This window comes from Pedobacter sp. MR2016-19 (genome assembly GCF_014947265.1).
In the GTDB taxonomy this organism is placed as follows: domain Bacteria; phylum Bacteroidota; class Bacteroidia; order Sphingobacteriales; family Sphingobacteriaceae; genus Pedobacter.
Genome location: NZ_JADCNK010000033.1, coordinates 1 through 25,607 on the forward strand (window position 1 = coordinate 1; position 25,607 = coordinate 25,607).

A 25,607-nucleotide genomic window follows, 5' to 3' on the forward strand; every position below is an offset into this window, starting at 1 on the left:
TGGGCGAAAACGTGGGTACGTATTCAATCAACCAGGGTACACTGGCACTGAATGGTAACTATACCTTAACTTATGTTGGTGCTAACCTGACCATTACTAAATCTGTACTTACTGTTACGGCAATAAATGCGGTAATGTGCCAGTCAGACGGTTTCCCAACGTTTGGAGTAACTTATGCCGGTTTTAAAGCAGGTGATACTGAAAATTCATTGATTACCAAACCAACTGTAAGCACTACTGCCAATAGAAATGTAGCAGGCAATTATGTACTGGTAGCATCTGGCGGTGCATCAAACAATTATAGTTTTGTATATGTAAACGGTACATTAACAATCAATGCAGTTCCATCGGTAAGTATTGTAAGTAGTAAAGGTACTGAAATCAGTAAGGGTGAAACAACGGTATTAACTGCAAGTGGAGGCACAGCCTACAGCTGGTCTACGGCAAGCGGCATTATCAGTGGACAGAATACCGCATCCCTCAGCGTTCGTCCGGCACAAACTACAACGTATACGGTTCGGGTAACCAATGCGAGCGGTTGCAATAGTTCTAAATCGATCACCATTCAGGTAGCTGAAGATTATAAATTGGTTGCGAATAATATCTTAACGCCAAATGGAGATGGTATAAATGATACCTGGCTTGTACAGAACATTGATATGTATCCAGGTAACGAAGTTCGGATATTTGATCGCAACGGCAGGGAAATGTACAGTAAAAAATCATATGATAATAGCTGGAATGGAACTATCGGAGGAAATGACCTTGCGGAAGGAACTTATTATTACATCATTACTTATGGCCCAGATAAATTGGTTCAAAAGGGATTTATTACGATTATCAGAAACCGCTAAGAAAATGAAAAGGATGAAAACAACAATATTAATACTTGCTGCTCTTATCGGTGTTTCGAAGGTAAAAGCTCAGACTAGTCCATTATTAAACCAATATTTTAACAACACTTATCTTGCTAATCCGGCCATGGCTGGGTTGGCAGGAGGTGCAACTGCAGACCTTACCTTTCGTTCACAATGGAATAATATTCCCGGTGCCCCTATGGTACAAAACCTGAGTGCCACTTACGGATGGGAAAGAGTAGGGGTAGGGTTAAACATGAATCTGGATAAAGCCGGTTTACAAAGGCAAACGAGAATTCTGGCAAGTTATGCCTATCATCTTCCGCTTAATGAATCTGCAAAATTACATTTTGGTTTGTCTGCAGGTTTTCTGAATCAGCGGGTGGATATGCAAGACCTTATAGGAAATCCAAATGATCCGCAGGTTGGCAATTATAATAACGACCATAAGACGTATTTCGATGGTGATTTTGGCGTTGGACTAACTTCAAAGCACTTTACTGCAGATTTTGCATTAGTGAACCTTAAAAATTATTTCAACAGAGACAACTTAAAACTAATTAATACCCCTGCTGTATATGCAGCAGCAGGGTACAAAATTGATATTGGCGAAAGTCTGTTTCAACCTAAAGTTGCTTATCGTTCTTTTACGGGAATCGCTGATATTTTTGATATTGGCGGACAACTAGGAGTTGCCAATCAACAGTTGTTCTTTACAGCTATGTATCATACCAGTAAAGCTGCAAGTTTTGGTGTTGGGTTGCATTATAAGAAAAAATACATGATCAATACCGCATACACAACACAAACTGGTAATTTAAGCGGTTACACAGCGGGGAACTTTGAGATTAACCTCGGGATCCATTGGTAACCCTAAAAATATCTGAACGGATAACGCTGTTATGCTTCTGTTTAAACAAAAAATACTGATTATTACATTGGGGTAGACAGTATTTAATTGACATTAAATTTAATGGCCGCAGCATTTAACTGCGGCCATTTTAATTCTAATTAAAGCAGTTAGTTTAATAATGTTAAAAACAAAAACAACTTATTTACGGTTAAATTCGTAGTAAGGTTATTTTGTGTAGGAGTGGCTTGAGCTTGTGAATCTGATAAAATTATTAAATGATGTCATGTTCTTTTGTTTTTCTGTCAAAACTTGTAAATTGCCTAAGTAAAAAGATACAAATTGTCAGTTTTTGATGGTTAAAAAATCCTTACAATAAACCGACAATAAGATATCAGTAACCGGATGTTTTTGGCAAATGTTCCTTTAAAACCTTTAGAACACTTATTACGTAGATAGATATAAATAAATTAATATTTATCGAAACAATAATCTTACATTGAATTTTGGGTTCTCAGGCATTCAAAAGCCTCTTTATCCACCCATATGGCGCAATTGTTGATAAAATAAAGAAAACAGTACGTTCGTTTTTATAAAGTTATTTTATAGTTTAGGGACGTAGCTGTTAAGAAAGGTATTATGGAAGCAAAATTTTCACCACAGGTTAAAGATGTAATCTCTTTTAGTAGGGAGGAAGCGCTCCGCTTAGGGCACGATTACATCGGAACCGAGCATTTATTATTAGGCCTCATCCGCGAAGGCGATGGCATGGCTATAAAAATTTTACGATCGTTAGGGGTTGATACGAGTAAATTGCGCCGCTCAATTGAAGATGCCGTTCGCGGCACTTCGAGTGTTACAGTAAACTTAGGCAATATTCCGTTAACAAAACAGGCCGAAAAAGTTTTAAAAATTACTTACTTAGAAGCTAAAATATTTAAGAGCGATTTAATTGGTACCGAACATTTACTGTTATCGGTTTTGAGAGATGATGATAACATCGCCTCACAAATCTTATTGCAGTATGGTGTTACTTACGATGTTTTTAAACAGGAGGTAGAAGTGAATAAAAATGGTTTCAGAGATGATATCTCAAATAGTGCTTCTACAGGAGGCGATGATGATTATCGCGAAGAGGAAAGCTTTAGTACACCTAAAAAGGTTTCAGATATAAAATCTAAGACCCCTGTTCTGGATAATTTCGGTCGTGATTTAACAAAAGCTGCAGAAGAAGGTCGTTTAGACCCGATTGTAGGCCGCGAGAAAGAAATTGAACGCGTATCGCAGATTTTATCCCGCAGGAAAAAGAACAATCCAATTTTAATTGGAGAACCAGGTGTTGGTAAATCGGCAATTGCAGAAGGTCTCGCCTTACGCATTGTGCAACGCAAGGTTTCGCGTGTGCTTTTTGGCAAACGTGTAGTTACCTTAGATCTTGCCTCATTGGTAGCCGGTACAAAATACCGTGGCCAGTTCGAAGAGCGTATGAAAGCCGTGATGAACGAGCTTGAAAAATCTACTGATGTTATTTTATTTATTGATGAGATCCACACCATCGTTGGTGCTGGTGGTGCATCAGGTTCATTAGATGCATCCAATATGTTCAAACCTGCTTTGGCAAGGGGCGAAATTCAATGTATTGGTGCTACAACATTAGATGAATACCGTCAATACATTGAAAAAGATGGTGCTTTAGACCGTCGTTTCCAAAAAGTAATGGTTGAGCCTGCTACACCGGACGAAACTGTAGAGATTTTAACCCGAATTAAAGATAAGTATGAAGAACACCACGGTGTAACGTATACTGATGAAGCTATTTTAGCTTGTGTTACTTTAACATCACGTTATATTTCTGATCGTTTCTTACCTGATAAAGCGATTGATGCTTTAGATGAAGCAGGTTCGCGTGTTCACTTAACCAATATCCACGTTCCGCAGAATATTATTGATATCGAAGCTAAAATTGAAGATATCAAATTAGAGAAGAACAAGGTTGTACGTAGCCAGAAATATGAAGAAGCTGCAAAACTGCGCGATACAGAGAAAAATTTAATTGAAGAATTAGATAAAGCTAAAGCCGAGTGGGAAGCAGAAACCAAAAGTAAACGTTACGAAGTATCAGAAGATAATGTAGCCGAAGTGGTTTCGATGATGACGGGTATTCCGGTGCAACGTGTTGGACAAACAGACAGTGCAAAACTGTTGAACATGTACGATAAAGTGGCTGAGAAAATTATTGGTCAGGATGATGCGATCAAAAAATTAACAAAAGCGATCCAACGTACGAGAGCCGGATTAAAAGATCCTAAAAAACCAATTGGTTCATTTATTTTCTTAGGCCCGACAGGCGTAGGTAAAACCGAATTGGCAAAAGAATTAGCCCGTTTCATGTTCGATAGTGATGATTCTCTGATCCAGATCGACATGAGTGAGTACATGGAGAAATTTGCAGTATCACGTTTAGTGGGAGCGCCTCCGGGATATGTAGGTTATGAAGAAGGTGGACAGTTAACTGAAAAAGTAAGAAGAAAGCCTTATGCCGTAATCTTATTGGATGAGATTGAAAAAGCTCACCCAGATGTATTCAATATCTTATTGCAGGTTTTGGATGAAGGACAGTTAACCGATAGTTTAGGACGTAAAGTTGATTTTAGAAATACAATCATCATCATGACTTCAAACATTGGTGCCCGTCAACTTAAAGATTTTGGTCAGGGTGTTGGTTTCTCTACTTCAGCAAAAACTAATCAGGCCGATTCTCACAGTCGTGGTGTAATCGAAAGTGCATTAAAACGTGCTTTTGCTCCTGAGTTCTTAAACCGTGTTGATGATGTTGTAGTATTCAATAGCTTAGGTAAAGACGAAATCTTCAGAATTATCGATATCGAGTTAAAAGCTTTATTCGGTCGCGTTCATACCCTTGGTTATGAAATTGCATTAACCGATAACGCTAAAGAATACATTGCTGATAAAGGTTTTGATAGTAATTTTGGTGCTCGTCCGTTAAAAAGGGCCATTCAGAAATATTTAGAAGATCCAATTGCTGAAGAGATCCTTAAAGGCGAACTGGCCGAAGGTGATGTTTTAGAAATTGATTACGATAAAACTACCGAACTGATTTCTATCAATCACAAAAAAGGCGAAAAGAAAAAAGAAGAGCCGAAACAAGAAGAAGATTCTTCGAGTAAATAAATAAGAAACTCCCGGTGAAAATCGGGAGTTTTTTTGTTTAATACACTTATTTCGAAATGGGTGCGGCCAAAAATGATAGATATTGGGTGTAGGTTTTACAGCTAAGTAACAATCGAGAAAATTTACTAAGTGATTCAATTAGAACTGTTAATTTGCACCTAGCGAAACACGTCGTCATTGCGAGGAGGAACGACGAAGCAATCTCTGCTAGTAGCGATCGTTGTAAGATTGCTTCGTCGGCTGAAAAAGCCTTCTCGCAATGACGATTTTTCTTTCCTGAGAAACCACGATAAACAGGCTATTTAATAGTAAGTTCTTTTACATCAAATCTACTAATGCCTGATAATACCGCTCGTAATTTTGAGGATCGGTATTTAAAAACAGGAAAGGTTCTATCAATTCTAACTCCATCAGTAAAAATTCGTCATTTACAAAAGTACCGTCAACCCGTGCATACAGGCAATCTTTAGTAAATAACTTTACGTATTGTTCTGCGGTAGCAATCTGTTCTGCACTAGGTTTTTGCGGATGCACAGAGCCACCATGGGCGGGTTGTACCCTGAAATCTCCAGGTTTAGCCTTCTTGATTAAGGAATGACTATACACGCCATTAAAGAAAATGAAAGACCATTCACCGCTTTCCAGAATTTCTGGCAGGAACGGTTGAATAATAAAATCTTCATCCTGAATAAGGAGATTTAATTTTTGATTAACCTCATTTACATTATCTGCAGTTACCTTAAATGTGTTTTTTGCACCACCACTCACACAAGGTTTTACAATTAACTTATTCGTTTTGAATTTCTCGAAAAAATATTCAAGATTTACGCTTTCTTGATTTTGAATGAAGAAACCAGGTGTAGTTTTTAATCCAGCTGCTTCAATTTCCCGCAGATACTGTTTGTTTGCATTCCATCGCACAACATCAATAGGGTTAAGCAATTTTACTTTTTTTGCTTCCAGGTGATCAAGCCAGTCGTAAAATTCTTCAATCAGGTCAAAATAATCCCATGGTGATTTTAAAATGGCAAGCGAATAATCTTCCCAGTTTATATTCCGATCGTTCCAGATTACTTTTTCAATGTTCAGTCCTTTTTCTTTAAGAAAATTTAAGAGCTTATCATCCTCGCTTTCAACTGTAGCGCTATCATAAGCACCTTTATCAAGGTAGGTTACTAATGCAATGTTCATGGCGTTAAAACTAAGTTTTATCAAGCTGGATTGCAAATTTACTAAGGCGGATTACAAACCCACACCTCAAAAATCCCGATTGCAAATCGGTAACGACTGTTAACTGCAGTTTTTTTCGCTCTATGCCGCGGGGCATGGTACTTTGGAGCGCCAAAGTACCCAAAGCGCTTTGTCAATCCAGCAATGAGCCTTTTGCACAATCCCATGCACATCAAAAAACAGCGGCACTTCATTTTGTGTTCAATATTTTTTAAATATTAAATCATCGCTTATGAACACAAAATCACTGCGTTTCAGGTTTGTTACTGCCAATTTATCTGAACTGCACCTGTTTTTTTGATTTCCCTGGCTCTTGGGATTGACGACGTTCTTCGGTACAGCCTATACTTCTTTTAAGCAACCTAGCATGATGCTTAAACTATTCTTAAAAAAGATGTGTCAACGCGGTAGAATTACAAATTATGACCAACTAATTTGAGATGGCCGTGATTATAAAACCACGGCCACTGAGCGCCAGGGATTTTCTCCCCAAATTTTAAAACAGACTCACCTGGTTACTTGGAATTTTGAACAAAGTATGGTCTAAAATAATATCCTTTACATTTAAACCATTTAATCGGCAGTGTAGCCTGAAATTATCCCTGATCATTTGAGAAATATTGCCATCGCCACGCATCCTATCTCCAAAACGACTATCGTTTACATTTCCGCCGTGGCAACTTTGAATTGAATGCCACACCTTATCAAAGCGGTCAGGAAAGTTTTTGCGCAGCCAATCTTCAAATATCTGTCCTATGGCTCCGTTTAAACGCACCACAGTATAACCGGCTTTAATGGCACCGGCATTGGCTACCGCTTTTAAAATTTTCGGAATTTCATGGTCGCTTAAACCAGGAACAAGAGGAGCAACCATCACGCCCATAGGAATTCCATCTTTACTCAATTCCTCCACCACCTTTAACCGTTGTTTGGCAGTTGTAGTACGTGGTTCCATTACTTGTCGCAAATCCTCATTTAAACTATTAATGGAAACATAAACCATGCAGAGATTCAGCTTTGCCATTTCCTGCAGAATATCCCGATCGCGCAGGATGAGGGAATTTTTGGTAATCATACCTATCGGTTGCTTATAGGCCAATGCAATTTCGAGCAACTGCCTGGTGAGTTTAAACTTTCTTTCGGCAGGCTGGTAGCAATCGGTATTGCCAGAAAGAGAAATGGTCGTTGCATCCCAGCCTTTTTTCTCCAGAAACTTTTTAAACAGTACCGGAGCATCTTTTTTGACGATTATTTTCCGTTCAAACTCTATTCCGGCACTATAACCCCAGTATTGGTGAGAGTTGCGGGCATAACAATAAGTACAGCCATGTTCGCAGCCCTGGTAAGGATTAAGCGAATAAGCCATGCCCACATCCGGACTATCAACCTTGTTTACGATGGTTTTTGAATTCTCGAAAATAAAGGATGTTTTGCGGTCGCTTTCTTCCCAATCATCTATTCCCTCATCGTGTTCCTTTACATAAACATCCTTTAAAAATTTGTTATGTGGATTAACCTGAGCCCCCCGACCTTTAAAATACTGTTTTTCTTCATCGCTAATCATAGATTAAAATTACTAATATTTTTAGTAATTTTAATGATCAAAAATGGTTACTTTTCAACAATTTTAGTTTTAGGTCCTATCATACATCTTACATTTTCCATCTTCCATCATTCCTTCCTCGGAAGCGGTACATAATCCATGGGTACCATATCTGCAACTTTTTCGTAAGCCCAATAACCTTCGAAAAGTAAAGATCGCGAATCATAAATACCACCATTTTCGTAAAAACGGACACCCTCACTGGTTAAATTGGCAACAGAGATTTCATTTTCGGGAACATCTAATGGCCTGAAAATCCAGAAGCCGGTTTTAGAGTAAGCCATGGATTCTTTTTCTTTGGTGTATTGGATCAGCAAGGCATCGGTATAACTTAAGTATTTTAAGTTCTGGTTAAAGTAATGCACTAAGGTATCTGTAAGCACATCCGCTCTGGAAAATTTATCAATGGTTTTCGGCATTTCCTGTTGCTTGTTCCAAAAATCCAATAGTGCCGTGTCTATTTTTCCTTTGGTTTGCCTAATGCCGGTTTTTTCGGGTACGGCCTTAATCTTTTCTAAATTGGTATTGATAATGTATTGCGGATAACGGTTAGGGTTGGGGATTTTGATCATTTTATTGATGATAAAACCTTCTTCTTGTGTTTTATTGGCATAAAGCGAACGGAAAAAATGTTGTGATGAACCATAGTAGGCTACTTCACGGGCGGCGATATATTTTTTCTTTTTAGCTGCTGAAGCTTTTAACTCTTCAAAAAACGGGTGACCAGAATAATAAATAATGTGGGTTCGGGAATTATATTCGAAATGATCGAGCATGTATTTAAGGCGGTAACCTAAAGCTTTATTTTCTACCACTAAAAATTCGGTTGTAGATACAGTGAGGGTACTTTTGGTTACATCATAATCTACATTTAAAACCTGCGGATTTAAGATTTTGCATTGAGTTGCATTTGGCGTTTTGCCGATAAAAAATTCTTTAAACTGATTAATGTACTTCTGTCGGTTAGGATCGGCCCGGATCACCACTTCATCAAGCTGGGCAATATTTTCTTTCAAAACAAGTTCTACCTGTACCGATTTATCCGATATGATTACACTTTTAGAATAGGGGAGGTAACCAACCAGTTGAACAAGCAGATCATAACTGCCCGGCTTTAGGTTGGAGAGTTTAAATCTTCCGTCATTATCAGCAACGGTAGCAATTTTATACCCACTTAAATAGATACTCGCACCGGGCAATCCATCTTTTTGATCCCTAACCAGGCCACTAATTGAGAAGGTGTTTTGAGCAATGGCATTAGTACCCAATATAATCAGCGTAAGGGCTACTAAAAGGCTTTTAATCATGGAGACGAATGTAACCAAAAGGCGTAATATTTATTAAAAACGAAAAAGAATTTTAACAAATTTAACATTTGATGGTGATCGTTAATAGGTGTTGTCATCCTGAGCGCAGAGAAGGATCTTTAAAAAGATGGTTTGTTAACATAGGCCTGATTTATAACAAAAGGTACTTTTTATTTGAAAACGAAAGCTCAGTTTTCTATGGCTACAGCAGCCCCGCCATCGCTTGTAGTCCTCATTACGTTGCACTTCACTGTGGGCTACCTGCTCTGTCGGGTTTATTTAACAGCGGTAGGTGCCGCATAGTTCTAAAACCCTCAATAGGATTACCAGCTTTGCCAGCTAAACCCGACCGCAGTGGAAAACCCACAGCCCGAAGCATGAGGGCGAGGATTTGCAACGAAGGGCGGGACTGCTGAAACCGAAGAGCACTGCATTTGCTTTTCAAAAAAAAGGAAAAATACTTGTTCTCTATATTATAGGCATGCTTTCATTTGGCTGGATTTAATTTTCTCAATTTTTTTTGTCCTCTAAACTGGCTGGCGGCAAATAATCCATCGGTACACTATCAGCAATTTTTTCCCAGCCCCAATAACCTGAATAAAGCATCGAGCGTGGGTTGTAAATAGAGCCGTTTTCGTAAAAATATACCGGAACAACATGTAAGGCGATGGTAGAAATCTGGTAATCGGGCATATCTAACGGTCTGGCAATAGACAGGCCGATCCGGTTGGCATAAGTAGGATCTTCCCTTTCTTTTGTGTAAATAACATAAAGTTGGTCCGTAAAATTGAAGCTTTTAATACTTTGATTCTCTACATGCACCAGAGTATCCTGCGCTACCGGAGCGCAGCTTAAAAAAGAAATTCCGCTGGCAAGGTTTTTCTTTTTTATCCAATAGCTTAATGAATCTCCGGGGGTAAAGGTTAATGTACGTGTTAAGCCATCCTGTACTTTGGTTAGGCGTTTAATGTTGGCGTTAATCATGCTGTCAGAGGGTCTATCCGGATTTGATTGTGTCATCAGTTTATTAATGATAAAACCCTCTTCGGTGGCGCGATGGTGATAAATGGATCTAAAAAAATGCTGGGGCGAACCCAGATAAGCAGTAATCCGTTTTTGATCCCAAATTTTCTTCCGCCTTGCTGATCCTTTTAAATCTTCATAATACGGAAAACCTTCATAATAGATGATTCTTGTTTTGCTATCGTATTCAAAATTATTCAAAAGGTATTTAATGCGGTATCCAAGCGCCTTGTTTTCGACAATCAGAAATTCGGTGGTTTTTACGGTTAGTTTATGTTCCTCTTTATCGTAATCGATAATCAGTACTTTAGGATTGATAAGCTTACATTGTTCTGCATTAGGCGTGGTTCCAATAAAATAGGCCTTAAACATACCAATATAATGTGCTCTGTTCGGATCGGGTTTAATGGTTACTTCTGCCAATTGAGTTACACTTTCTTCGAGGGTAAGATCAAGTTTTACAGCTTTATCACCAATCACTACGTTTTTATTTAACGCTTTATAGCCAATTAATTGTACTAAAATATCATAGTTTCCTGGTTTTAGGGGAAGGGCATATTTGCCGTTATTATCTGTTACCGTAGCAATTTTATAACCGCTTACATATACACCAGCTCCGGGTAAAGACTCACCTTGTTTATCTTTAACCATGCCCGAAAGGACATAACTTTGCTGTGCTAAACAAAATTTACCAATAAATAACAGGAATATAAGTAATAAGGATTTCATTGTATAAATATAAACTAATTTGTTAGTTTATTAAAGATGAAAAAGAAATATTACTTAACGGTAATTACCTTCGCCGTGGTCTGTGTCCTCACAGACCACTAATTTACTGATATTGAAAACGGTCTTTATATCGTGCTGTCAGATATTACTATCTGACACTGAATCAAATCAATATACCATTTATTTTTTATAAATACAGCTTAGTCAGGTGGGAACACCTGACTACACGTAAGAATTGTCAACTTTTATTAGGTGAGCAACTCCCGCGCATTTTCGATGGCTGATGCACCTGGATTTTTCCCGCTTAACATTTCGGCAATTACACCAATACGTTCTTCCTGTTTAAGCTTGCGGATTCCGGTAGTGGTTTTTCCCTTATCCTCATTTTTATGAACGAAGTAATGTGATATTCCTTTGGCTGCAATTTGTGGCAGGTGTGTAATCGAAATTACCTGCATGTGCTGCCCTAAATCCGAAATTACTTCTCCAACTTTTAAAGCGGTTTCTCCCGAAATTCCGGTATCTATTTCATCAAAAATAATGGTTGGTAAGGATGTATGTTTAGCCAATAAAGCTTTTATGGCCAGCATTAATCGGGATAACTCACCACCAGATGCTACTTTATTTACCGGCGCAGGGGCCTGACCAGCATTTGCTGTAAAAAGCAGGTTGATTTCGTCCAGTCCGTCTTTATTCAGTTCCGATAAGATTTTTTGACCCAGAACCAATTTAGCATTAAGCATGCCCACTTTTTTTAATGTGGTGCCGGTTTGCTCTTCTACCACCTTAATTGCTTTTTTACGGTTGGCGCTTAACTGGTCGGCCTGTTTGTGCAGTGCCTTTTTGAGTTGGTCGATTTCTTTCTGAAGTTTTTCAATATGCTCATCAGAAGATAAGAGTTTGTTCAGGTTTTCTTCCAGTTGTTTTTGAAGTGCTAAGAGTTCTGTATTATTGGCTAACCTGTGTTTTTGTTGAAGTGAATAAAACAGATCTAACCTTTGGTTTACAATTTCTAAGCGATCGGCACTGTGTAAAGTATTTTCTTCTATTGCAGAAACCTCATCGGTGATGTCTTTTATTTCAATGATCGATGAGCGCAAACGTTCGTATAATACATTAATTGCCGGATCGAATTTTTCTATGCCCTGTAACTGTAACGAAGCCTCTTTTAAAATCTGAAGGGCAGAAGGTTCACTTTCGTTAATTAATCCTGAAGCGGTAAGTAACGCCCGTTTAATAGTTTCGGCATGTGTTAAGCGCTCCAGTTCTTGTTCCAGTTCTTCCTGTTCTCCTTCCTGTAATTTTGCCTGTTCGAGTTCGTTAAACAAAAATTGTTCGTAATCCTGTTTATTACGGGCTTCGTCGGCTTCAGCGATTAATTTTTTTAACAGGGAGGTATTCTGTCTAAGTTTTTTAAACCCGATGCGGTAATCAAACAATAAGGATTGATGATTGGCCAGTGAATCAACAATCAATAATTGAAAATCAGCATCATTAATCTCCTGCGTAGCATGCTGCGAGTGGATATCGATCAGTTTTTCGCCGATCTGTTTCAGGATAGATAGATTAACTGGCGTATCGTTAATGAACGATCTTGTTTTACCATCAATCGATATTTCCCTGCGCAAAAGACTTTCGTTCGAAAAATCAAGGTCATTTTCTTCAAAAAGTTCTTTTAGGTTTTCGTCTGCCAATACAAAACTGCCCTCAATAACACATTTTTTATCCTGGTTAAAAAAGTATTTGCTTTCTGCCCGCTGACCCAAAATTAGCGACAATGCACCAAGTATGATGGATTTACCAGCACCGGTTTCACCAGTGATGATATTTAAGCCTTTATCGAATTCGATATCAAGACTATCAATTAATGCGTAATTACGGATAGAAAGTTTTTGTAGCATGCTAAGCAAAAATATTAAAATTTATTCAACAGGACCGTACAAAACAAAAACAGCGAAGAATAATCTTCGCTGTTCATGATCTGTTTGGTTTATCTGGTGTTATTTTATAGAAATATTAATTACCTTATCGTCAGCAATTTTTAAGTCGGATGTCTGAAGATAACTTTTTATTGCCAATTGGTGGGCATTAGTAAAATCTGATTTTTTATATGTTAATACAGCAGTTATTGTGTTCAGTGCTTTAACCGCACCTGTAAAATCCTGATTCTTGTATAACATAACTGAAGGAATTACCTGTGAGCTTTTGTTGCCGTTTTCAACTTTTTCTTTTTTCTCCATTTTCTCTTTCAGCTCCTTTACTTCACTGTCGAATTTTTCTTTCAGCTTTTTATATTCTTCAGTCTGTCTTACTTTACCGTTGGTGTTATTGTTATCGTTGTAAAAGAATACTGTACCATCTGGGCTGGTAAGTGAGTTTCTATTTCCTTTAAATGTAGAATCAGCCTGCAATCTCGATAATCCTGATAAACGCACCATATCCCCAGATTTTAGAGCCTCTATCCTGATGTTATCGATTTGTGCCCTAAACTCTGGGGTATTCATTTTTGCAGCCATATCTTCGCCCATTTTTTTCCATTTTGCCTGAGCCTCCGGAGTATTAAATTTTTTGGCCATATCTTCACCCATTTTTTTCCATTTAGCCTGTGCTTCTGGTGAATTGTATTGTTTGGCTACATCTTCGCCAAATTTTTTCCATTTAGCCTGTGCTTCTGGTGAACTGTATTGTTTGGCTACATCTTCACCAAATTTTTTCCATTTAGCCTGTGCTTCTGGCGAGTTATACTCTTTATAAAATTTTGTGTGTAAAATAGAATCGTTTAATCTGAATTTAAATGAACTATCAAGATTGATCCTGTATATTCCATTGCTGCCAAAAAGTTCATCCCTGTAAAAATCTTTTCTTAAGCTATCAGGCATTTCTTTTATCGAGTTATATTCGGTTTTTTTACCATTTGCATCAATGGTAACAATTTTGATTTTACGTTTTTTGGTAGTATCGGTACAGATCAGGTGGCTTATGGTTCCGTTCGCAGACCGTACGCTCAAAATCTCCTGTTTAGGTTGTATTTTGTTTTCTTTTTTCTTTTCCGTTGGATTGATCCAGGCAATAGAAAACAAGCAGGCTACCCCTAAAGTTAAGGCTGCCATTTGCTGTTTGGCGTTTAAATAATTTGTTTTCATGTTGGTTATTCTTTTTATGCGTTGATATAAATTCTGGGTCTTGCCTGTTGCTGCCAGAGCATAAGCCGGACTATTTTTATCTTTTAATAATTCGAGTTTAAGCAGGGCATGGGCATAATTCAATGGTTTTCCGGTAATTTTTAATACCAGATCATCGCAGGCATGCTCACGCTCAATATGTATAAACCTACCCGCCATCCATACAAATGGATTATAGAATAATAATGTTTCTATTGCTGTTTTAATGAGGTTCAATAGGAAATCGTTTCTTCTGATATGCGATAACTCATGGATTAATATCGCTTCTACCTGGTCGTTGTCTAATTGGTTTACCAGGGCTAGTGGAAATAATACTACAGGTTTTAAATAACCGATTACCAAGGGTACGTTAACAATAGAAGAGATGTGGAACCGGATAAATTTATTAATTTTTAGTTGGGCTGTTACTTGCTCGAAAATAGTTTTCCAACTATCCGGAATAGCACTTAAACTTTCTTTTTTCAATTTTGAAAGCTGACCATAACCTTTAATAATAACAAATAACTGAAGCACGATGCCAATAGCATAAAATATGGCTACAATTGGGAAATATTGCTCTGCCTTGCTGCTAAAACTTGGTGGCAGGTTGTTGAAATATTGATAAACTTGTATCTGTTGGGCGTTAATTGCGGGAGGCTGAGCATTGACATTCAATGTTAATTGATGAATGAAGTTATAGCCAAAGCCAACAAACATTAAAATGATGGCAGCAAAAGCAAGGTTGTGCTTATGTTTTGCTGCCAGCTTCGGAATGCTGAGCATGACGATAAATAGGATGCCATAAATGATGGCGCTTTGCCAAAGTGAGTTTAAAATACTCCAGCCAAATGCTTTGATAAACTGTTGTAATAAAGTTTCCATAACGGTGGTTTTAATTTTTTATACGGGGACAATCCGAAAATTTTACTGTTTATTAGGGATCTGAACCCTACACCTTTCAACCTTCAACAATAGCCTTACTTCAGGCTATCTAAATATTTTTTTATTTCGTCAATTTCTTCTGCACTTGCACTGTGGTTACCCAAAGCCTGCATTACCAACCTCGCTGCCGATCCGTTAAATACGTTATCGATCATTTTGTTTACCAATTGTTTTTCAGTTTTATCCTGACTAACAAGCGCTTTATAGATGTGCGTTTTTTGATTGGTATCTCTTTCTACCATTCCTTTCTCGTGCAAAATCTGCATCAGTTTTAAAGTGGTGGTATACCCCGAGTCTTTTTTATTTAATGCCTCATGAACTTCTCTTACCGTTGCATTCCCCTTTTGCCAAAGCACCTGAAGGATTTCCATTTCACCTTCTGTTGGTTTGATGTTATGATTAGTCATATGTTACAAGTTGTACGAATTATTTCGTATTCAAATGTACGAAGATATTCGTAATATCAAAATATTTTAACAAGTTTTTAATTTTATCGGTTAATTATTGAAACTGTTTAATTGCTTAAGTGTGGTATAGGATACTGGATAGGGGAAAACGTTGCATACAATCAGGCTTTAGAAAGGGAAAACCTGCCTATGAAAAACTGACTTAGGTAATTAAACCTGATTGATGTGGATACCGGCCTGTGTTTAAAGCCTGCAGGCGTATGAACGAAAGCAGGACTGACTTTAATTGAAAACCTGAGATTGCTTTTCTAAATTAATCACCACAAACATAGAAACTACTTACTGTTTAACTGGTTAACTGATGGGCATGATATACAATTAACCAATTCAGATAATTAACCAGTTAACCCGTCTCAATGCAATTACTTAGCACCTAATAATTCAGCCATTTTATCGCGTAGTTCTTTTCCCTTAATATCTTTTGCAATTATTCTTCCGCTAGGATCAATAAGTACATTCGATGGTATGGAAGTAATGCCATAAAGTTTAGCCGCTTCGTTTTCTTTTTTAAGATCAGACACCTGCACCCAGGGTAACTGATCTTCTTTAATGGCGTTTAACCAGTTTGCTTTATTCGCCAATACGTCGATCGATACGCTGAGAACCGTAAAGTTTTTTTCTTTGTACTGATGATAAACAGCTAAAACATTTGGATTTTCTTCTCGACAAGGTTGGCACCAGGAAGCCCAAAAATCGACAAGGACATATTTGTTCTGATAAGTTGAAAGTCTGACCGGATTACCATTTATATCATTTTGGATAAAGTCTTTTGCCATCATGCCTACAGAAACTTTTTTGCCCTCCAAAATAGCTTTTGCTATTTTTTTGCCTTCTGGCATTGCCTTAAGTTCGGTAGATAATTTTGAAAAACTTTGCGCTACGCGTGGCAGATATTTACTGGTGCGTGCCATTTGACTTAAAGCCAATAAACTTACATAGGAATTCGGATGTTTATCTACAAAGCTAAACTGGATAGGAAATGTTTCGTAATATGCAGTCTGAGCTTTAGCTCTGATTAGATTTACCAAAGCCGTATCCTTTAGTTCTTCTGCACTAAGTTTATCGGGATCTTTTATTTTTTTTTCTTTAAGGGATTTTAATGCGGCGTGAAGTTTAGCATAATCATTATTTAATGGAGTTCCAGAAATAATGGAATTGTTTAAAGTATCTGGAGAATTCAGCGTAATCTGTCCTGCTTCGATGTAAATATCAATTGAATCAAATAGTTCTGATGCAAATCGGGGATTGTCATTTCGGCAAATGTAGCCTCTTACTTTAGTTTTAAAATTCCCTCTAAACTCGAAGGAACCTTTGTTTACCAAGGTAGAATCTTCAATAAGTTGATCACCTTGCCGATAAGTTAAAAATATCTTATCGCCATTTTTATAAGCTTTGCCAAAGCCCTTAATGGTAAATGAAGATTGTGCCAGCAAGCTTAGTGGTAAAAGACAAATCGTAATTAATAAAAATCTTTTCATCATTTTTATAAACTATATTTTAGCTGCACAAGGCCATATAGCGGTTAACTGTTGAAACTGGTTAACTGATGGGCTTGATATATAATTAACCGATTTAATAATCAATTGCTAAGCTATAAACCATGAGCAATCAAACTATTGACCAATGAGCTAATTTTTCTTCAGTCCCTCGTACTTACCAATATTTGCCGGATCAATTTCTGCCAGCATATTATAGGCTTTCATGCGCTCTTGTCCATTGAGTTTAGAAAGTACATTGGTTACTTCTTCGGCTTTAGTGGCAAAGTAAACATTAGGGAAAATAGAGCCCAGTTTCTGCTTATCCATTTGTTGCAGTGCAGGTAGTGCGGCAACAATCTGCGTTAAGCCTTTATCATTATCGCTTAGCTGATCAAGGCCACTTAAATGATAACTGTAAATGAAATTGCGGAGCTCGGCAAAAATTGGGTTTAAAACATTTTCGTTGAACCAAAAGCGGTTACGTAAGCCATCGGCTGCTCTCCAGCCTGTATTACCAGAAGCCTGCGCAAGGTTAATAATATTCTGTGCTTTTTTGTAAAAAGGAGTTCCGCCCATTTTGCTAAAACTATCTTTATCCATACCGATGATGGTATAAGCATAGTAGGTGAGGAGGGCACTGATATTGGAAATGTAATTTTGATCAGAGAAGTCGATTGTAGCGCCATCGTTGAAATTAAAATCGAAATTCTTATCACTCATATTTAATAAAGTGCTATTGTAAGAGCTGTTAAAAACCGGGCGACTGCTTTGAATCTGCGCTTCGGCAGTGTAGCCAGAGCCGCCATCCCACGAATTAATCGTGATGATAAAACTACAGTCGATACGTTCCTGCGGTTTGTAACTTTCGTTACTGAATTTATTATTGTTTAAAAAATCGCGGATTGTTTTTTGCAAAGCATCTAAAGTTGGTTTGCTAATGTTCGAAACCTGGGGAGCCAGCAAAGTTACCCTTGCGTTTAATTCCTGCGCCTGCAGCTTCCCGAAACCAACCAATACCAATATCCAAACAATCTTTTTTATCATTTTGCAATTTTTAAAATGGCAGTACAAATATCTTTGGCAACATCTGTTTTCGATTTCATATCAAAAACAGTCCGTTCTAAAGCTTTGTTAAAAATAGTAATTTTATTGGTATCTGATTTAAAACCTGCGCCCGTATCATTCAAAGAATTTAGAATAACCAGGTCAAGATTTTTCTTCTCGAGTTTGCCTTTTGCATAATTCTCTTCGTCATTGGTTTCTAAAGCAAAACCAACCAAAATCTGGTGTGTTTTTTTTACCGCACCTAATGAAGCAAGTATATCCGTTGTTTTTTCCAGTTCCAAAACTAATCCGCTATCCTGTTTTTTAATTTTTTGGGTGGCAATCTGTTTGGGACGATAATCGGCTACGGCTGCGCACATTACCGTGATATCGCTTTCAGGGAAAACTGAAGTACAGGCATCGAACATTTCCCGGGCACTCACCACATCAACTCTTCTTAAACGTTGTCCAGCTTTTTGTGCGGTTGGTCCGGCAATTAAGGTAACTTCAGCACCTAGTTTAGCCAACTCATCAGCAATGGCGAAACCCATTTTCCCTGAGGAATGGTTGCCTATAAAACGCACAGGATCTATAGCCTCATAAGTAGGACCGGCGGTAACCATTATCTTTTTGCCATATAGTGGCATAGATTCTTTAATGGCATTGTCCAGGAAAGAAACAATTTCTTCGGGTTCAGCCATTCGGCCTTCACCCCAAAGTCCGCTGGCCAGTTCGCCATTGGCAGGAGCAATTACGGTATTTCCAAAACCAATAATACGTTCAATATTATTTTGGGTAGTTTCGTGTTTCCACATATCCAGATCCATAGCCGGGGCTACATAAACCGGACATTTAGCGGAAAGATAAACAGCTGTTAGTAAATTATCGCAGATTCCCGTTGCTAGTTTGGCTAAGGTATTAGCACTTATCGGAGCAATTATAATGAGATCGGCCCATAAGCCTAGCTCAACATGATTACTCCATACGCCTGTTTCTTCTTCGAAATATTGCGTATAAACCGGGTTTTTAGAAAGCGTAGCAAGGGTAAGCGGTGTAATGAAATTAGCACCATCAGGGGTAAGAATAACCTTTACGTTTGCGCCAGCTTTTACAAGCAGCCGAACCAAAAATGCCGACTTATATGCTGCGATGCTACCGCAAACGCCAAGGATTATATTTTTATTTTTGAGCATAGCGTATAGGGCATGGGGCATAGAGCATTGATATGCTTAAGAATTGCGCCATGCTCTTTGCCCTCTGCTAATTACTTTTGTTCTTTAGCAGGATTTCTGTGATAAATTTTTTCGTTCAAAAATTCATCAATAGCAACCAAAACAGGCTTCGGCATACGCTCGTAGTGCTTGCTGATTTCAATCTGCTCGCGGTTTTCGAAAATTTCTTCCAAATTATCGTTGCTAGAAGCAAATTCTGCCAATTTACCGTGTAACTCTTCTTTAACGTTGTTCGAGATCTGATTTGCTCTTTTAGCAATTACCACTAATGACTCGTATAAGTTATCAGTAGTTTTATCTAAATCGTGAACGTTTCTGGTTACTGTGGTATTTGGTACAGCAGGTTTGTTAGTATTCATCTATTACTTGTTTTTAATATTCGTATTATCTGCATTAGTTGGTTTTGCAGAAACGGTATCTTTCAATTTACCGGTTCTGATCAGCATCTGCTTGTATTTTTCCTGATCGGCAGCATATAAGGCCAATTCTTGTTTGGTAGCCACAATTCCTGCTTCCACATCACTCTTAAGTGCCTTTGCATCCTTTGCAAATTTACTATCCGGGTGGTTTTCAGTAAACTCAGTATATAAAGCAAGCGCCTCATTATACCGGTCTTCCTGGCGGATGACATAGCTATTTTTTGCGTATAAATATTGCGCCCTGATCATCAAGAAATCCATTTCCTCAGCATATTTAATATCTGGGTAATCTCTTTGTGCATTTTTTAAGGCAATAACAGCCGCTCTGTAATTATCTACATTACTAGGGCCTGTAGTTAAATACATTTTAGCATTTTCAAATGCTTTATCCTCTAGCTTGCCCCTTAGTGTGGCTATATATTTACCTGCAGCTACAGCACGATCGCTTGTAGGGTATAAGTTGATAAATAATTGTAGTGCATCAATAGCTTTATAGGTATTTTCCTGATCTAAAGAGAAATTTGGAGATTCTAAATAGAAACAATAAGCCGCCATATAGCGCGCTTCTTCTGCATCCTTACTGGCAGGGTAGGTTTCTGCAAAACTTTTAAACTGGTATCTTGCAGTAGTATAATCACTTAATCTATATAAAGTATAGGCATAATAAAAGTTCAGACCTTCAGCCTGTTCACGTCCACGGTATTTTTGAGAAAGATCCTCAAAAAGTACTAGTGCTTTACTGAAATCACGTTTGTTGTACAATCTAATGGCTTCCTGGTATTTTTTTGCAACGTCATTGCTCGCTCTCAATTTCTCGAAACGACTTTTACAACCCGCAATACCCAAAGCGGCAATAAATACTAAAATAATTAAGTGTTTAACTTTAAACATTCTGCAAAGATAATTAATAATACGATAACATCAATAAAAACAATTCGCCGCTAAGCTATGCAAAGCAATTAAAAGTTTTTAAAGGTTAACAATTTTTAACATACTATTATGAGAAGAATATAAGCCATTACAAAACATTCTAGTTTTATTGTAAAATAGAGGGTATCCAACGCATATTGAATATCCTCCATTTTATTTCATAATTTAATGTCCCCCACAGATGTAATCATTAGGTTGTGCACCACCACATGTAACAGTTGCTACGCTTAAACAATCTCCAAAATCATTGCAAAAAAAAGTCTGATAATTTGTCAAGCACTGACATCTATATCTACCACTACCACTTCCATCACCACCCATAACTTTTTTCAACTGTGTTCTGGTTAAGACTTCATCTTTCTCAAAGGCATTCGGTTTTAAAGTTAATTTTTTCATTTTGTTAAATATTAAAATTGGTTGAAATAATAAAACTAATGTAATGCATTACAATAGGTTAAGCTTCATAAAACAGGAATAAATTTAGTCTGTTTTGGAATAAATTTATTCTTGCAATAATTGAGGAAATATTTTATTTTGTACATTATGTTTAAAAATTTTAGTAACCAGTTTAATAAAGCAATATCTTTAACCCGTAGTGAGTTGAAGAATGTTTATCATGGAAATATACGCAAATACAGGGATGAGAAATGTTATACCCAAAGTTATATGGCCAACCAATTGGGGATAGGACAAAGTGCGTATCAAAAAATAGAGTCGGGTGATATTAAAATTTCGATGGAGCGTTTAACTGAAATTGCAAATATTTTGGGCAAACCGATTAATGTATTTATTGAAGGTAATGAAGGCAAATCTGAAATTGTTAAGATTCATCATGACGTGCAGACTGCTGAAGCAGAATATGACTTAATGCGAAAAATAATTTTACAACAAAAAAAGCAAATTGGAGAATTGGAGGCTAAGGTGGCTAGAAGAGATGAAAAAATAGAAGAATTAAAGAAACAGTTAAAATAAGCCTGTTTTTTTTGGGGGAAAAATAGGCGATTTATTCAAAGATAAAATCTTGAAAATTGTCTTTGCAGTTCTTTATTTCAAATAACTTAAAGCTGTAAGCCGAGAGAATTACTTTAATTTATAATTAGAGATAAAAAATAGAGCTGTTACTAAAGCAGCCCAATCAAATTCTTTCTATTGAAATATTTTTTAGGAGAGAATGTCGTTTAAATACAATTCCGAAAGTTAGTATCTTGAATTTACAAAGCATATTATTTGGGTTTATTTAGCTCTGATGGTATTGATTATCCGTATAAAATAGGTAAGGGAAACTTCTTCAATTTTTTAACTATAATATCGCAAGGAGGCTCATATTTGATAGTTGATGTGATCATTGCATCTAAAGCGAAATCGTCAGCTTTTGCTGAATTTGTTTGTAATAGGAATTCGGAAGTGAATGCAGCATGAAAAGAAAGAAATTTCAATCTTAGTATATTTTACACCACCTCATTGATCAGTAAGGTTGGAGTTCTGGTAGAATAAGATTCTCATTTTTTTGTTAATATTGACTCTTAGTTCACTTTGAATTTTGAAATTGGTCTGATTTAGTTATGTGAATTGATTACTTTAGTTATACTTCTCAAAAACCGTTGTAGTAATGAGGATTCCTCTGTAATGATCTCCGCTTCGGCTTGCATCCCATTCTTAAGGATAATTTTACGATTAGGGTCTTTGTTTTCAATTTGATCAAAGCTTATTTTTGCAATAAAAACGCTGTCTCTGTATGCTACTTCAGATATATATGACAATTTTCCTTTAATCATTCCAAACTGCTCAAAAGGATAACTGCGTAATTTGACAAGCGCTTTTTCGCCTTTTCTAATCTTCCCCATATTGTACTGTGGTATTTGTACTTCACCAAAAAAATCGGTATTCCCTGGATTAATAATAAATACTTCCTGATTGGCTTGCATATTCTGATTTTGCTGTACAATACCGGCAAAATTCACTGTACCCGCAATAGGTGCTTTTAATACGTGCTGCAGTATCCAGCTATCGCTTTCTGTAATACATTGATTTAATTCCTGAATAAATTTAGCCTGTTCTTCAGCGATTGTATGTTTTAAATCAAGCAGCTCTTTTTCTTTAGTGCTATAACTACTTACATTTGTAAGCAAAGCTGTTTCCGTTTGTTGTAAAGGATATTTAGAAGCCAAATATTTATTCTCTTGTTGCTTAAACTCACTCCTGGAGATTACCTTATTCTTATATAATTTTTGATATGCTTTATATTCTTCTTCCTGATTTGAAAACTCCTGTTGTTGGATTTTTTGCTGTTGCAATATCTGTATCCTTAGTGCATTAACATCTTTTAAGTCTTTTTCAAGAAAAGCCATTCTATTTAAATAATAACCATTTCTTTGGGTAGATTGATATTGTAAATATGCCTGAAAGAAATTTTGGTAGCTTCCTTGTAACTCTCCCAAATTCAGATCCGCGGGTAAGCCGGTGCTTGCTTGATTTGAATTTTTAATTACATTCACCCGAAAAAATTTTAATTGGCTGTTGAGCCTTATAACATCTTCGGGCTTCGCCGTGCTTTCAAAGTAAGCTAAAGATTGATTTTCTTTAACCGATTGCCCGTCTTCTACCAATAAAGTAGTTAGCTTTCCGTTCTGCTTGGCCAAAACTGGCTTCGGAGAATTCAGAGAGTTTACCTTTAGGTTTGTTTTTATCACATCAGGGTATTCTATCAGTGCCGAAAGCAAAATAATTCCACCGAGTATTGCAAAAATCAAAGTAATGCCCCAACGTAAAATCCAGACAGGTACGTTAGTAATTATTTCGGTTATTTCCTCGCTATTTTGATATATCTGTTCTTCTATTGGCATATTGTACGTTACATATAACTTTTTCTGTCCGATTAGCTTTCGGTCACTTTATCTAGATTTTAGTCACCAAGCTCCAGTTGGTTTTTAACCAAGTTATAATATTCTCCTTTGCTTTTTGTAAGTTCGGCATGCGTACCTTGTTCTACAATAATTCCTTTATCCAGTACTACAATTTTGTCGGCATTTTTAACCGTGCTTAAGCGATGTGCAACTACTACTACTGTTCTGCCCTTAAAAAAACCTTCTAAATTTTCCATAATTACCTTTTCATTATTGGCATCTAATGCATTGGTAGCCTCATCAAAAAAGATATATTCGGGGTTTTTATAAACCGCCCGGGCAATTAAAATCCGTTGTTTTTGTCCTTGGCTTATGCCGTTACCTTCAGCACCGATCTTAGTATGTAAGCCTAAAGGCAAGTTCTCAATTAAATCGTTAATATTAGCCATCTTAATGGCGTGTTCCAGTTTAATGCTATCCGGATAGTCATCTCCAACAGCAATATTTTTGGCAATGCTATCAGAAAATATAAAGCCATCCTGCATTACTATTCCGCATTGCCCTCGCCAATAGCGATAACTAATCTGATCTATATGGGTTGCGCCAATTTTTATTTCTCCTTTTTGAGGGATATAAAATCGAAGTAAAAGCTTTAAAATAGTGGTTTTTCCGCTACCGCTCATTCCCACAATAGCAGTAGTTTTCCCCTCAGGAATCGCTATATTAATATCTTTCAAAACAGGTTCATTTCCTGCACCAGGATAAGTAAAACTCAAATTATTAACGGCTATACTTTTGCTTAAAGGGAGGTTATTTAAAAAAGTTTTATCTAAAGGCTCTTCATCTTCCATTTGATGTATTTCATTTAGGCGCTCCAAGCTGATTTTAGCATCTTGCAATGATTGTATAAAGCCAAGTAACTGTTCAATCGGGCTATTTACCTGGCCAACAATGTACTGGATGGCCATCATCCCGCCTAAGGTTAAATTGCCATCTACCACTGATTTCGCTACTAAAAACGTAATGAGAATATTTTTACCTTCATTGATAAAAAAAGCTCCGGTTTGTTGTATTTGTCCTAATGATAAACTTTTAATACTGAACTTAAATAAACCGGCCTGTAAATGTTCCCATTCCCAGCGTTTTTGTTGCTCACAATTATTCAGTTTAATTTCTTGCATGCCGCCAATTAACTGTACAATGGCACTTTGATTCTTGGAGGAAAGATCAAACCGTTTAAAATCAAGCTCTCTTCTTTTTTTGAGGAAAGCAATTACCCAAAGTGAATAAAGCACACTGCTTACCAAGAAAATGAAAAAAATGTTAATATTATAATAAGCCAGAACACCTGCAAAAATAACAAGGTTAAACATGGAAAAGATAATGCTTAAGGTAGAGCCGGTTAAAAAACTCTGGATCCTGCCTTGATCGCTCATCCTTTGCATAATATCTCCGGTCATTTTAGTATCGAAGAAACTCATCGGCAGTTTCATCAATTTAATCAAAAAGTCGGTAAGAATGGAAATGTTTATTCTTGTACTGATGTGAAGCAAAATCCAGGAACGAATAAAATCTACACTCATTCTTCCCAAAAACAGCATGGTTTGTGCTAGAAGAATAATGTAGATAAAATTTAAATTACGGGTATTAATACCGATATCAACGATAGACTGGGTAAGAAAGGGAACAATTAACTGTAGTAAGCTTCCAACACCCAAGCCCACAAATAACTGGGCTACCAATTGTTTATACCGATAAAGATAGCGCAGCAAATAAGCCCAATTTAAGCCATTATTTTTGTCTCCTTCTTGTGCATATAAATCGGGTGTAGGCGAAAGGGTTAGTACAATCCCCTGGCGAACGTCATTATTTTGTGTACTCAACCAATGTTTTACAAACTCTGAAAGGTTATATTTTATTAATCCTTTGGCAGGATCAGCAATGTAATAGGTCTTGTTTTTAATTCGGTATAATACTACAAAATGGTTTTGGTTCCAGTGCAAGATGAGGGGCAACTCTGTTTCTGTCAATTGGCTTAATGTTATTTTACTGCCCGTGGTTCTGAAGCCGATTTTCTCCGCAGCTTCACTGATGCCTAATAATGATACCCCCTCTTTATTAATACCAGAAATTTGTCTTAAACGCTGTAAACTGAAATTCTTGCCGTAATGCTTGGCTACCATGCGTAAACAGCTGGGGCCACAATCCATTTGGTCGGGTTGTTTATAAAAGGGGAAGGTTCTCAAAGAGATTATATTTACTGAAAAATTTACTGATTTTTTATTTAAAAGGCATTTATC

19 protein-coding genes and 1 pseudogene are annotated in these 25,607 nt (G+C 37.1%); 5 read left to right on the forward strand and 15 right to left on the reverse strand.

Annotation, left to right across the window (positions count from 1 at the left end; genetic code table 11):
* From IM793_RS23850 to IM793_RS23860, 3 genes are all read left to right on the forward strand, one after another.
* Positions 1–854 (forward strand): gliding motility-associated C-terminal domain-containing protein (locus IM793_RS23850; protein WP_193425892.1); only part of this gene is annotated, 854 nt, incomplete at its 5' end.
* 13 nt (positions 855–867) lie between these two features.
* Positions 868–1,728 (forward strand): PorP/SprF family type IX secretion system membrane protein, encoded by an 861-nt coding sequence (locus tag IM793_RS23855; RefSeq protein WP_193425894.1) that lies wholly within the window; start codon positions 868–870, stop codon positions 1,726–1,728.
* A gap of 618 nt (positions 1,729–2,346) precedes the next feature.
* Positions 2,347–4,899, forward strand: coding sequence for an ATP-dependent Clp protease ATP-binding subunit (locus IM793_RS23860; RefSeq protein ID WP_193425896.1), 2,553 nt, complete (start codon positions 2,347–2,349; stop codon positions 4,897–4,899).
* 318 nt (positions 4,900–5,217) lie between these two features.
* Here IM793_RS23860 and IM793_RS23865 read toward each other — a convergent pair whose 3' ends face one another.
* The 6 genes from IM793_RS23865 to IM793_RS23890 all read right to left on the reverse strand — a co-directional run bounded on the left by IM793_RS23865 (position 5,218) and on the right by IM793_RS23890 (position 14,834).
* Positions 5,218–6,090 (reverse strand): RimK family alpha-L-glutamate ligase, encoded by an 873-nt coding sequence (locus tag IM793_RS23865; protein ID WP_193425898.1) that lies wholly within the window; start codon positions 6,088–6,090, stop codon positions 5,218–5,220.
* Between the two features lie 535 nt (positions 6,091–6,625).
* Positions 6,626–7,693, reverse strand: a complete 1,068-nt coding sequence (locus tag IM793_RS23870; RefSeq protein ID WP_193425900.1) for a PA0069 family radical SAM protein — start codon at positions 7,691–7,693, stop codon at positions 6,626–6,628.
* 107 nt (positions 7,694–7,800) lie between these two features.
* Positions 7,801–9,039, reverse strand: coding sequence for a carboxypeptidase-like regulatory domain-containing protein (locus IM793_RS23875; RefSeq protein WP_193425902.1), 1,239 nt, complete (start codon positions 9,037–9,039; stop codon positions 7,801–7,803).
* A gap of 510 nt (positions 9,040–9,549) precedes the next feature.
* The gene (locus IM793_RS23880; RefSeq protein WP_193425904.1) at positions 9,550–10,791 is read right to left on the reverse strand and encodes a carboxypeptidase-like regulatory domain-containing protein; all 1,242 of its coding nucleotides are present in this window, start codon (positions 10,789–10,791) and stop codon (positions 9,550–9,552) included.
* Positions 10,792–11,039: 248 nt separating this feature from the next.
* Positions 11,040–12,692: a DNA repair protein RecN gene (gene recN / locus IM793_RS23885; RefSeq protein WP_193425906.1), complete on the reverse strand. Its 1,653-nt coding sequence runs from the start codon at positions 12,690–12,692 to the stop codon at positions 11,040–11,042.
* A gap of 99 nt (positions 12,693–12,791) precedes the next feature.
* Positions 12,792–14,834: a M56 family metallopeptidase gene (locus IM793_RS23890; protein ID WP_193425908.1), complete on the reverse strand. Its 2,043-nt coding sequence runs from the start codon at positions 14,832–14,834 to the stop codon at positions 12,792–12,794.
* Positions 14,835–14,840: 6 nt separating this feature from the next.
* On the opposite strand from IM793_RS23890, the pseudogene IM793_RS25200 reads away from it, so the two are divergent.
* Positions 14,841–14,927 (forward strand): annotated as a pseudogene (locus IM793_RS25200) (hypothetical protein); the annotation flags it as partial.
* A gap of 2 nt (positions 14,928–14,929) precedes the next feature.
* Here IM793_RS25200 and IM793_RS23895 read toward each other — a convergent pair.
* The 7 genes from IM793_RS23895 to IM793_RS23925 form a co-directional block, all read right to left on the reverse strand.
* The gene (locus tag IM793_RS23895) at positions 14,930–15,301 is read right to left on the reverse strand and encodes a BlaI/MecI/CopY family transcriptional regulator (protein ID WP_121281962.1); all 372 of its coding nucleotides are present in this window, start codon (positions 15,299–15,301) and stop codon (positions 14,930–14,932) included.
* Positions 15,302–15,723: 422 nt separating this feature from the next.
* Positions 15,724–16,842 (reverse strand): TlpA disulfide reductase family protein, encoded by a 1,119-nt coding sequence (locus tag IM793_RS23900; RefSeq protein WP_193425910.1) that lies wholly within the window; start codon positions 16,840–16,842, stop codon positions 15,724–15,726.
* A gap of 147 nt (positions 16,843–16,989) precedes the next feature.
* Complete coding sequence (locus IM793_RS23905) at positions 16,990–17,883, reverse strand: DUF4835 family protein (RefSeq protein WP_193425912.1); 894 nt, start codon at positions 17,881–17,883, stop codon at positions 16,990–16,992.
* Entirely contained in the window at positions 17,880–19,076 is a 1,197-nt protein-coding gene (gene coaBC, locus IM793_RS23910; protein WP_193425914.1) for a bifunctional phosphopantothenoylcysteine decarboxylase/phosphopantothenate--cysteine ligase CoaBC, read from the reverse strand. Before coaBC ends, IM793_RS23905 begins: the two co-directional genes overlap by 4 nt.
* A gap of 71 nt (positions 19,077–19,147) precedes the next feature.
* The gene (locus IM793_RS23915) at positions 19,148–19,474 is read right to left on the reverse strand and encodes a DNA-directed RNA polymerase subunit omega (protein WP_025145617.1); all 327 of its coding nucleotides are present in this window, start codon (positions 19,472–19,474) and stop codon (positions 19,148–19,150) included.
* A gap of 3 nt (positions 19,475–19,477) precedes the next feature.
* Positions 19,478–20,425: an outer membrane protein assembly factor BamD gene (locus tag IM793_RS23920; protein ID WP_193425915.1), complete on the reverse strand. Its 948-nt coding sequence runs from the start codon at positions 20,423–20,425 to the stop codon at positions 19,478–19,480.
* Between the two features lie 204 nt (positions 20,426–20,629).
* Entirely contained in the window at positions 20,630–20,860 is a 231-nt protein-coding gene (locus IM793_RS23925; protein ID WP_193425917.1) for a hypothetical protein, read from the reverse strand.
* A 147-nt stretch (positions 20,861–21,007) separates the two neighbouring features.
* Between IM793_RS23925 and IM793_RS23930 the strand changes: the two genes are divergently transcribed.
* Positions 21,008–21,436 carry a helix-turn-helix domain-containing protein gene (locus IM793_RS23930; RefSeq protein WP_193425919.1) on the forward strand — a complete coding sequence of 143 codons (429 nt, stop codon included), beginning with the start codon at positions 21,008–21,010 and terminating at the stop codon, positions 21,434–21,436.
* Between the two features lie 584 nt (positions 21,437–22,020).
* Here IM793_RS23930 and IM793_RS23935 read toward each other — a convergent pair.
* On the reverse strand, positions 22,021–23,307 hold the full coding sequence (locus tag IM793_RS23935) for an HlyD family secretion protein (RefSeq protein ID WP_193425921.1): 1,287 nt from the start codon (positions 23,305–23,307) through the stop codon (positions 22,021–22,023).
* Between the two features lie 59 nt (positions 23,308–23,366).
* Positions 23,367–25,553 carry a peptidase domain-containing ABC transporter gene (locus IM793_RS23940; protein ID WP_193425923.1) on the reverse strand — a complete coding sequence of 729 codons (2,187 nt, stop codon included), beginning with the start codon at positions 25,551–25,553 and terminating at the stop codon, positions 23,367–23,369.
* Positions 25,554–25,607 lie beyond the last annotated feature (54 nt).

What these genes read in the sequence shown, in the direction of transcription:
- IM793_RS23925 (WP_193425917.1), bottom strand. Translation starts at nt 20,860, where the DNA reads ATGAAAAAATTAACTTTAAAACCGAATGCCTTTGAGAAAGATGAAGTC.
- recN (WP_193425906.1), bottom strand. Translation starts at nt 12,692, where the DNA reads ATGCTACAAAAACTTTCTATCCGTAATTACGCATTAATTGATAGTCTT.
- IM793_RS23875 (WP_193425902.1), bottom strand. Translation starts at nt 9,039, where the DNA reads ATGATTAAAAGCCTTTTAGTAGCCCTTACGCTGATTATATTGGGTACT.
- coaBC (WP_193425914.1), bottom strand. Translation starts at nt 19,076, where the DNA reads ATGCTCAAAAATAAAAATATAATCCTTGGCGTTTGCGGTAGCATCGCA.
- IM793_RS23920 (WP_193425915.1), bottom strand. Translation starts at nt 20,425, where the DNA reads ATGTTTAAAGTTAAACACTTAATTATTTTAGTATTTATTGCCGCTTTG.
- IM793_RS23865 (WP_193425898.1), bottom strand. Translation starts at nt 6,090, where the DNA reads ATGAACATTGCATTAGTAACCTACCTTGATAAAGGTGCTTATGATAGC.
- IM793_RS23860 (WP_193425896.1), top strand. Translation starts at nt 2,347, where the DNA reads ATGGAAGCAAAATTTTCACCACAGGTTAAAGATGTAATCTCTTTTAGT.
- IM793_RS23900 (WP_193425910.1), bottom strand. Translation starts at nt 16,842, where the DNA reads ATGATGAAAAGATTTTTATTAATTACGATTTGTCTTTTACCACTAAGC.
- IM793_RS23890 (WP_193425908.1), bottom strand. Translation starts at nt 14,834, where the DNA reads ATGGAAACTTTATTACAACAGTTTATCAAAGCATTTGGCTGGAGTATT.
- IM793_RS23895 (WP_121281962.1), bottom strand. Translation starts at nt 15,301, where the DNA reads ATGACTAATCATAACATCAAACCAACAGAAGGTGAAATGGAAATCCTT.
- IM793_RS23870 (WP_193425900.1), bottom strand. Translation starts at nt 7,693, where the DNA reads ATGATTAGCGATGAAGAAAAACAGTATTTTAAAGGTCGGGGGGCTCAG.
- IM793_RS23905 (WP_193425912.1), bottom strand. Translation starts at nt 17,883, where the DNA reads ATGATAAAAAAGATTGTTTGGATATTGGTATTGGTTGGTTTCGGGAAG.
- IM793_RS23855 (WP_193425894.1), top strand. Translation starts at nt 868, where the DNA reads ATGAAAACAACAATATTAATACTTGCTGCTCTTATCGGTGTTTCGAAG.
- IM793_RS23880 (WP_193425904.1), bottom strand. Translation starts at nt 10,791, where the DNA reads ATGAAATCCTTATTACTTATATTCCTGTTATTTATTGGTAAATTTTGT.
- IM793_RS23930 (WP_193425919.1), top strand. Translation starts at nt 21,008, where the DNA reads ATGTTTAAAAATTTTAGTAACCAGTTTAATAAAGCAATATCTTTAACC.
- IM793_RS23915 (WP_025145617.1), bottom strand. Translation starts at nt 19,474, where the DNA reads ATGAATACTAACAAACCTGCTGTACCAAATACCACAGTAACCAGAAAC.
- IM793_RS23935 (WP_193425921.1), bottom strand. Translation starts at nt 23,307, where the DNA reads ATGCCAATAGAAGAACAGATATATCAAAATAGCGAGGAAATAACCGAA.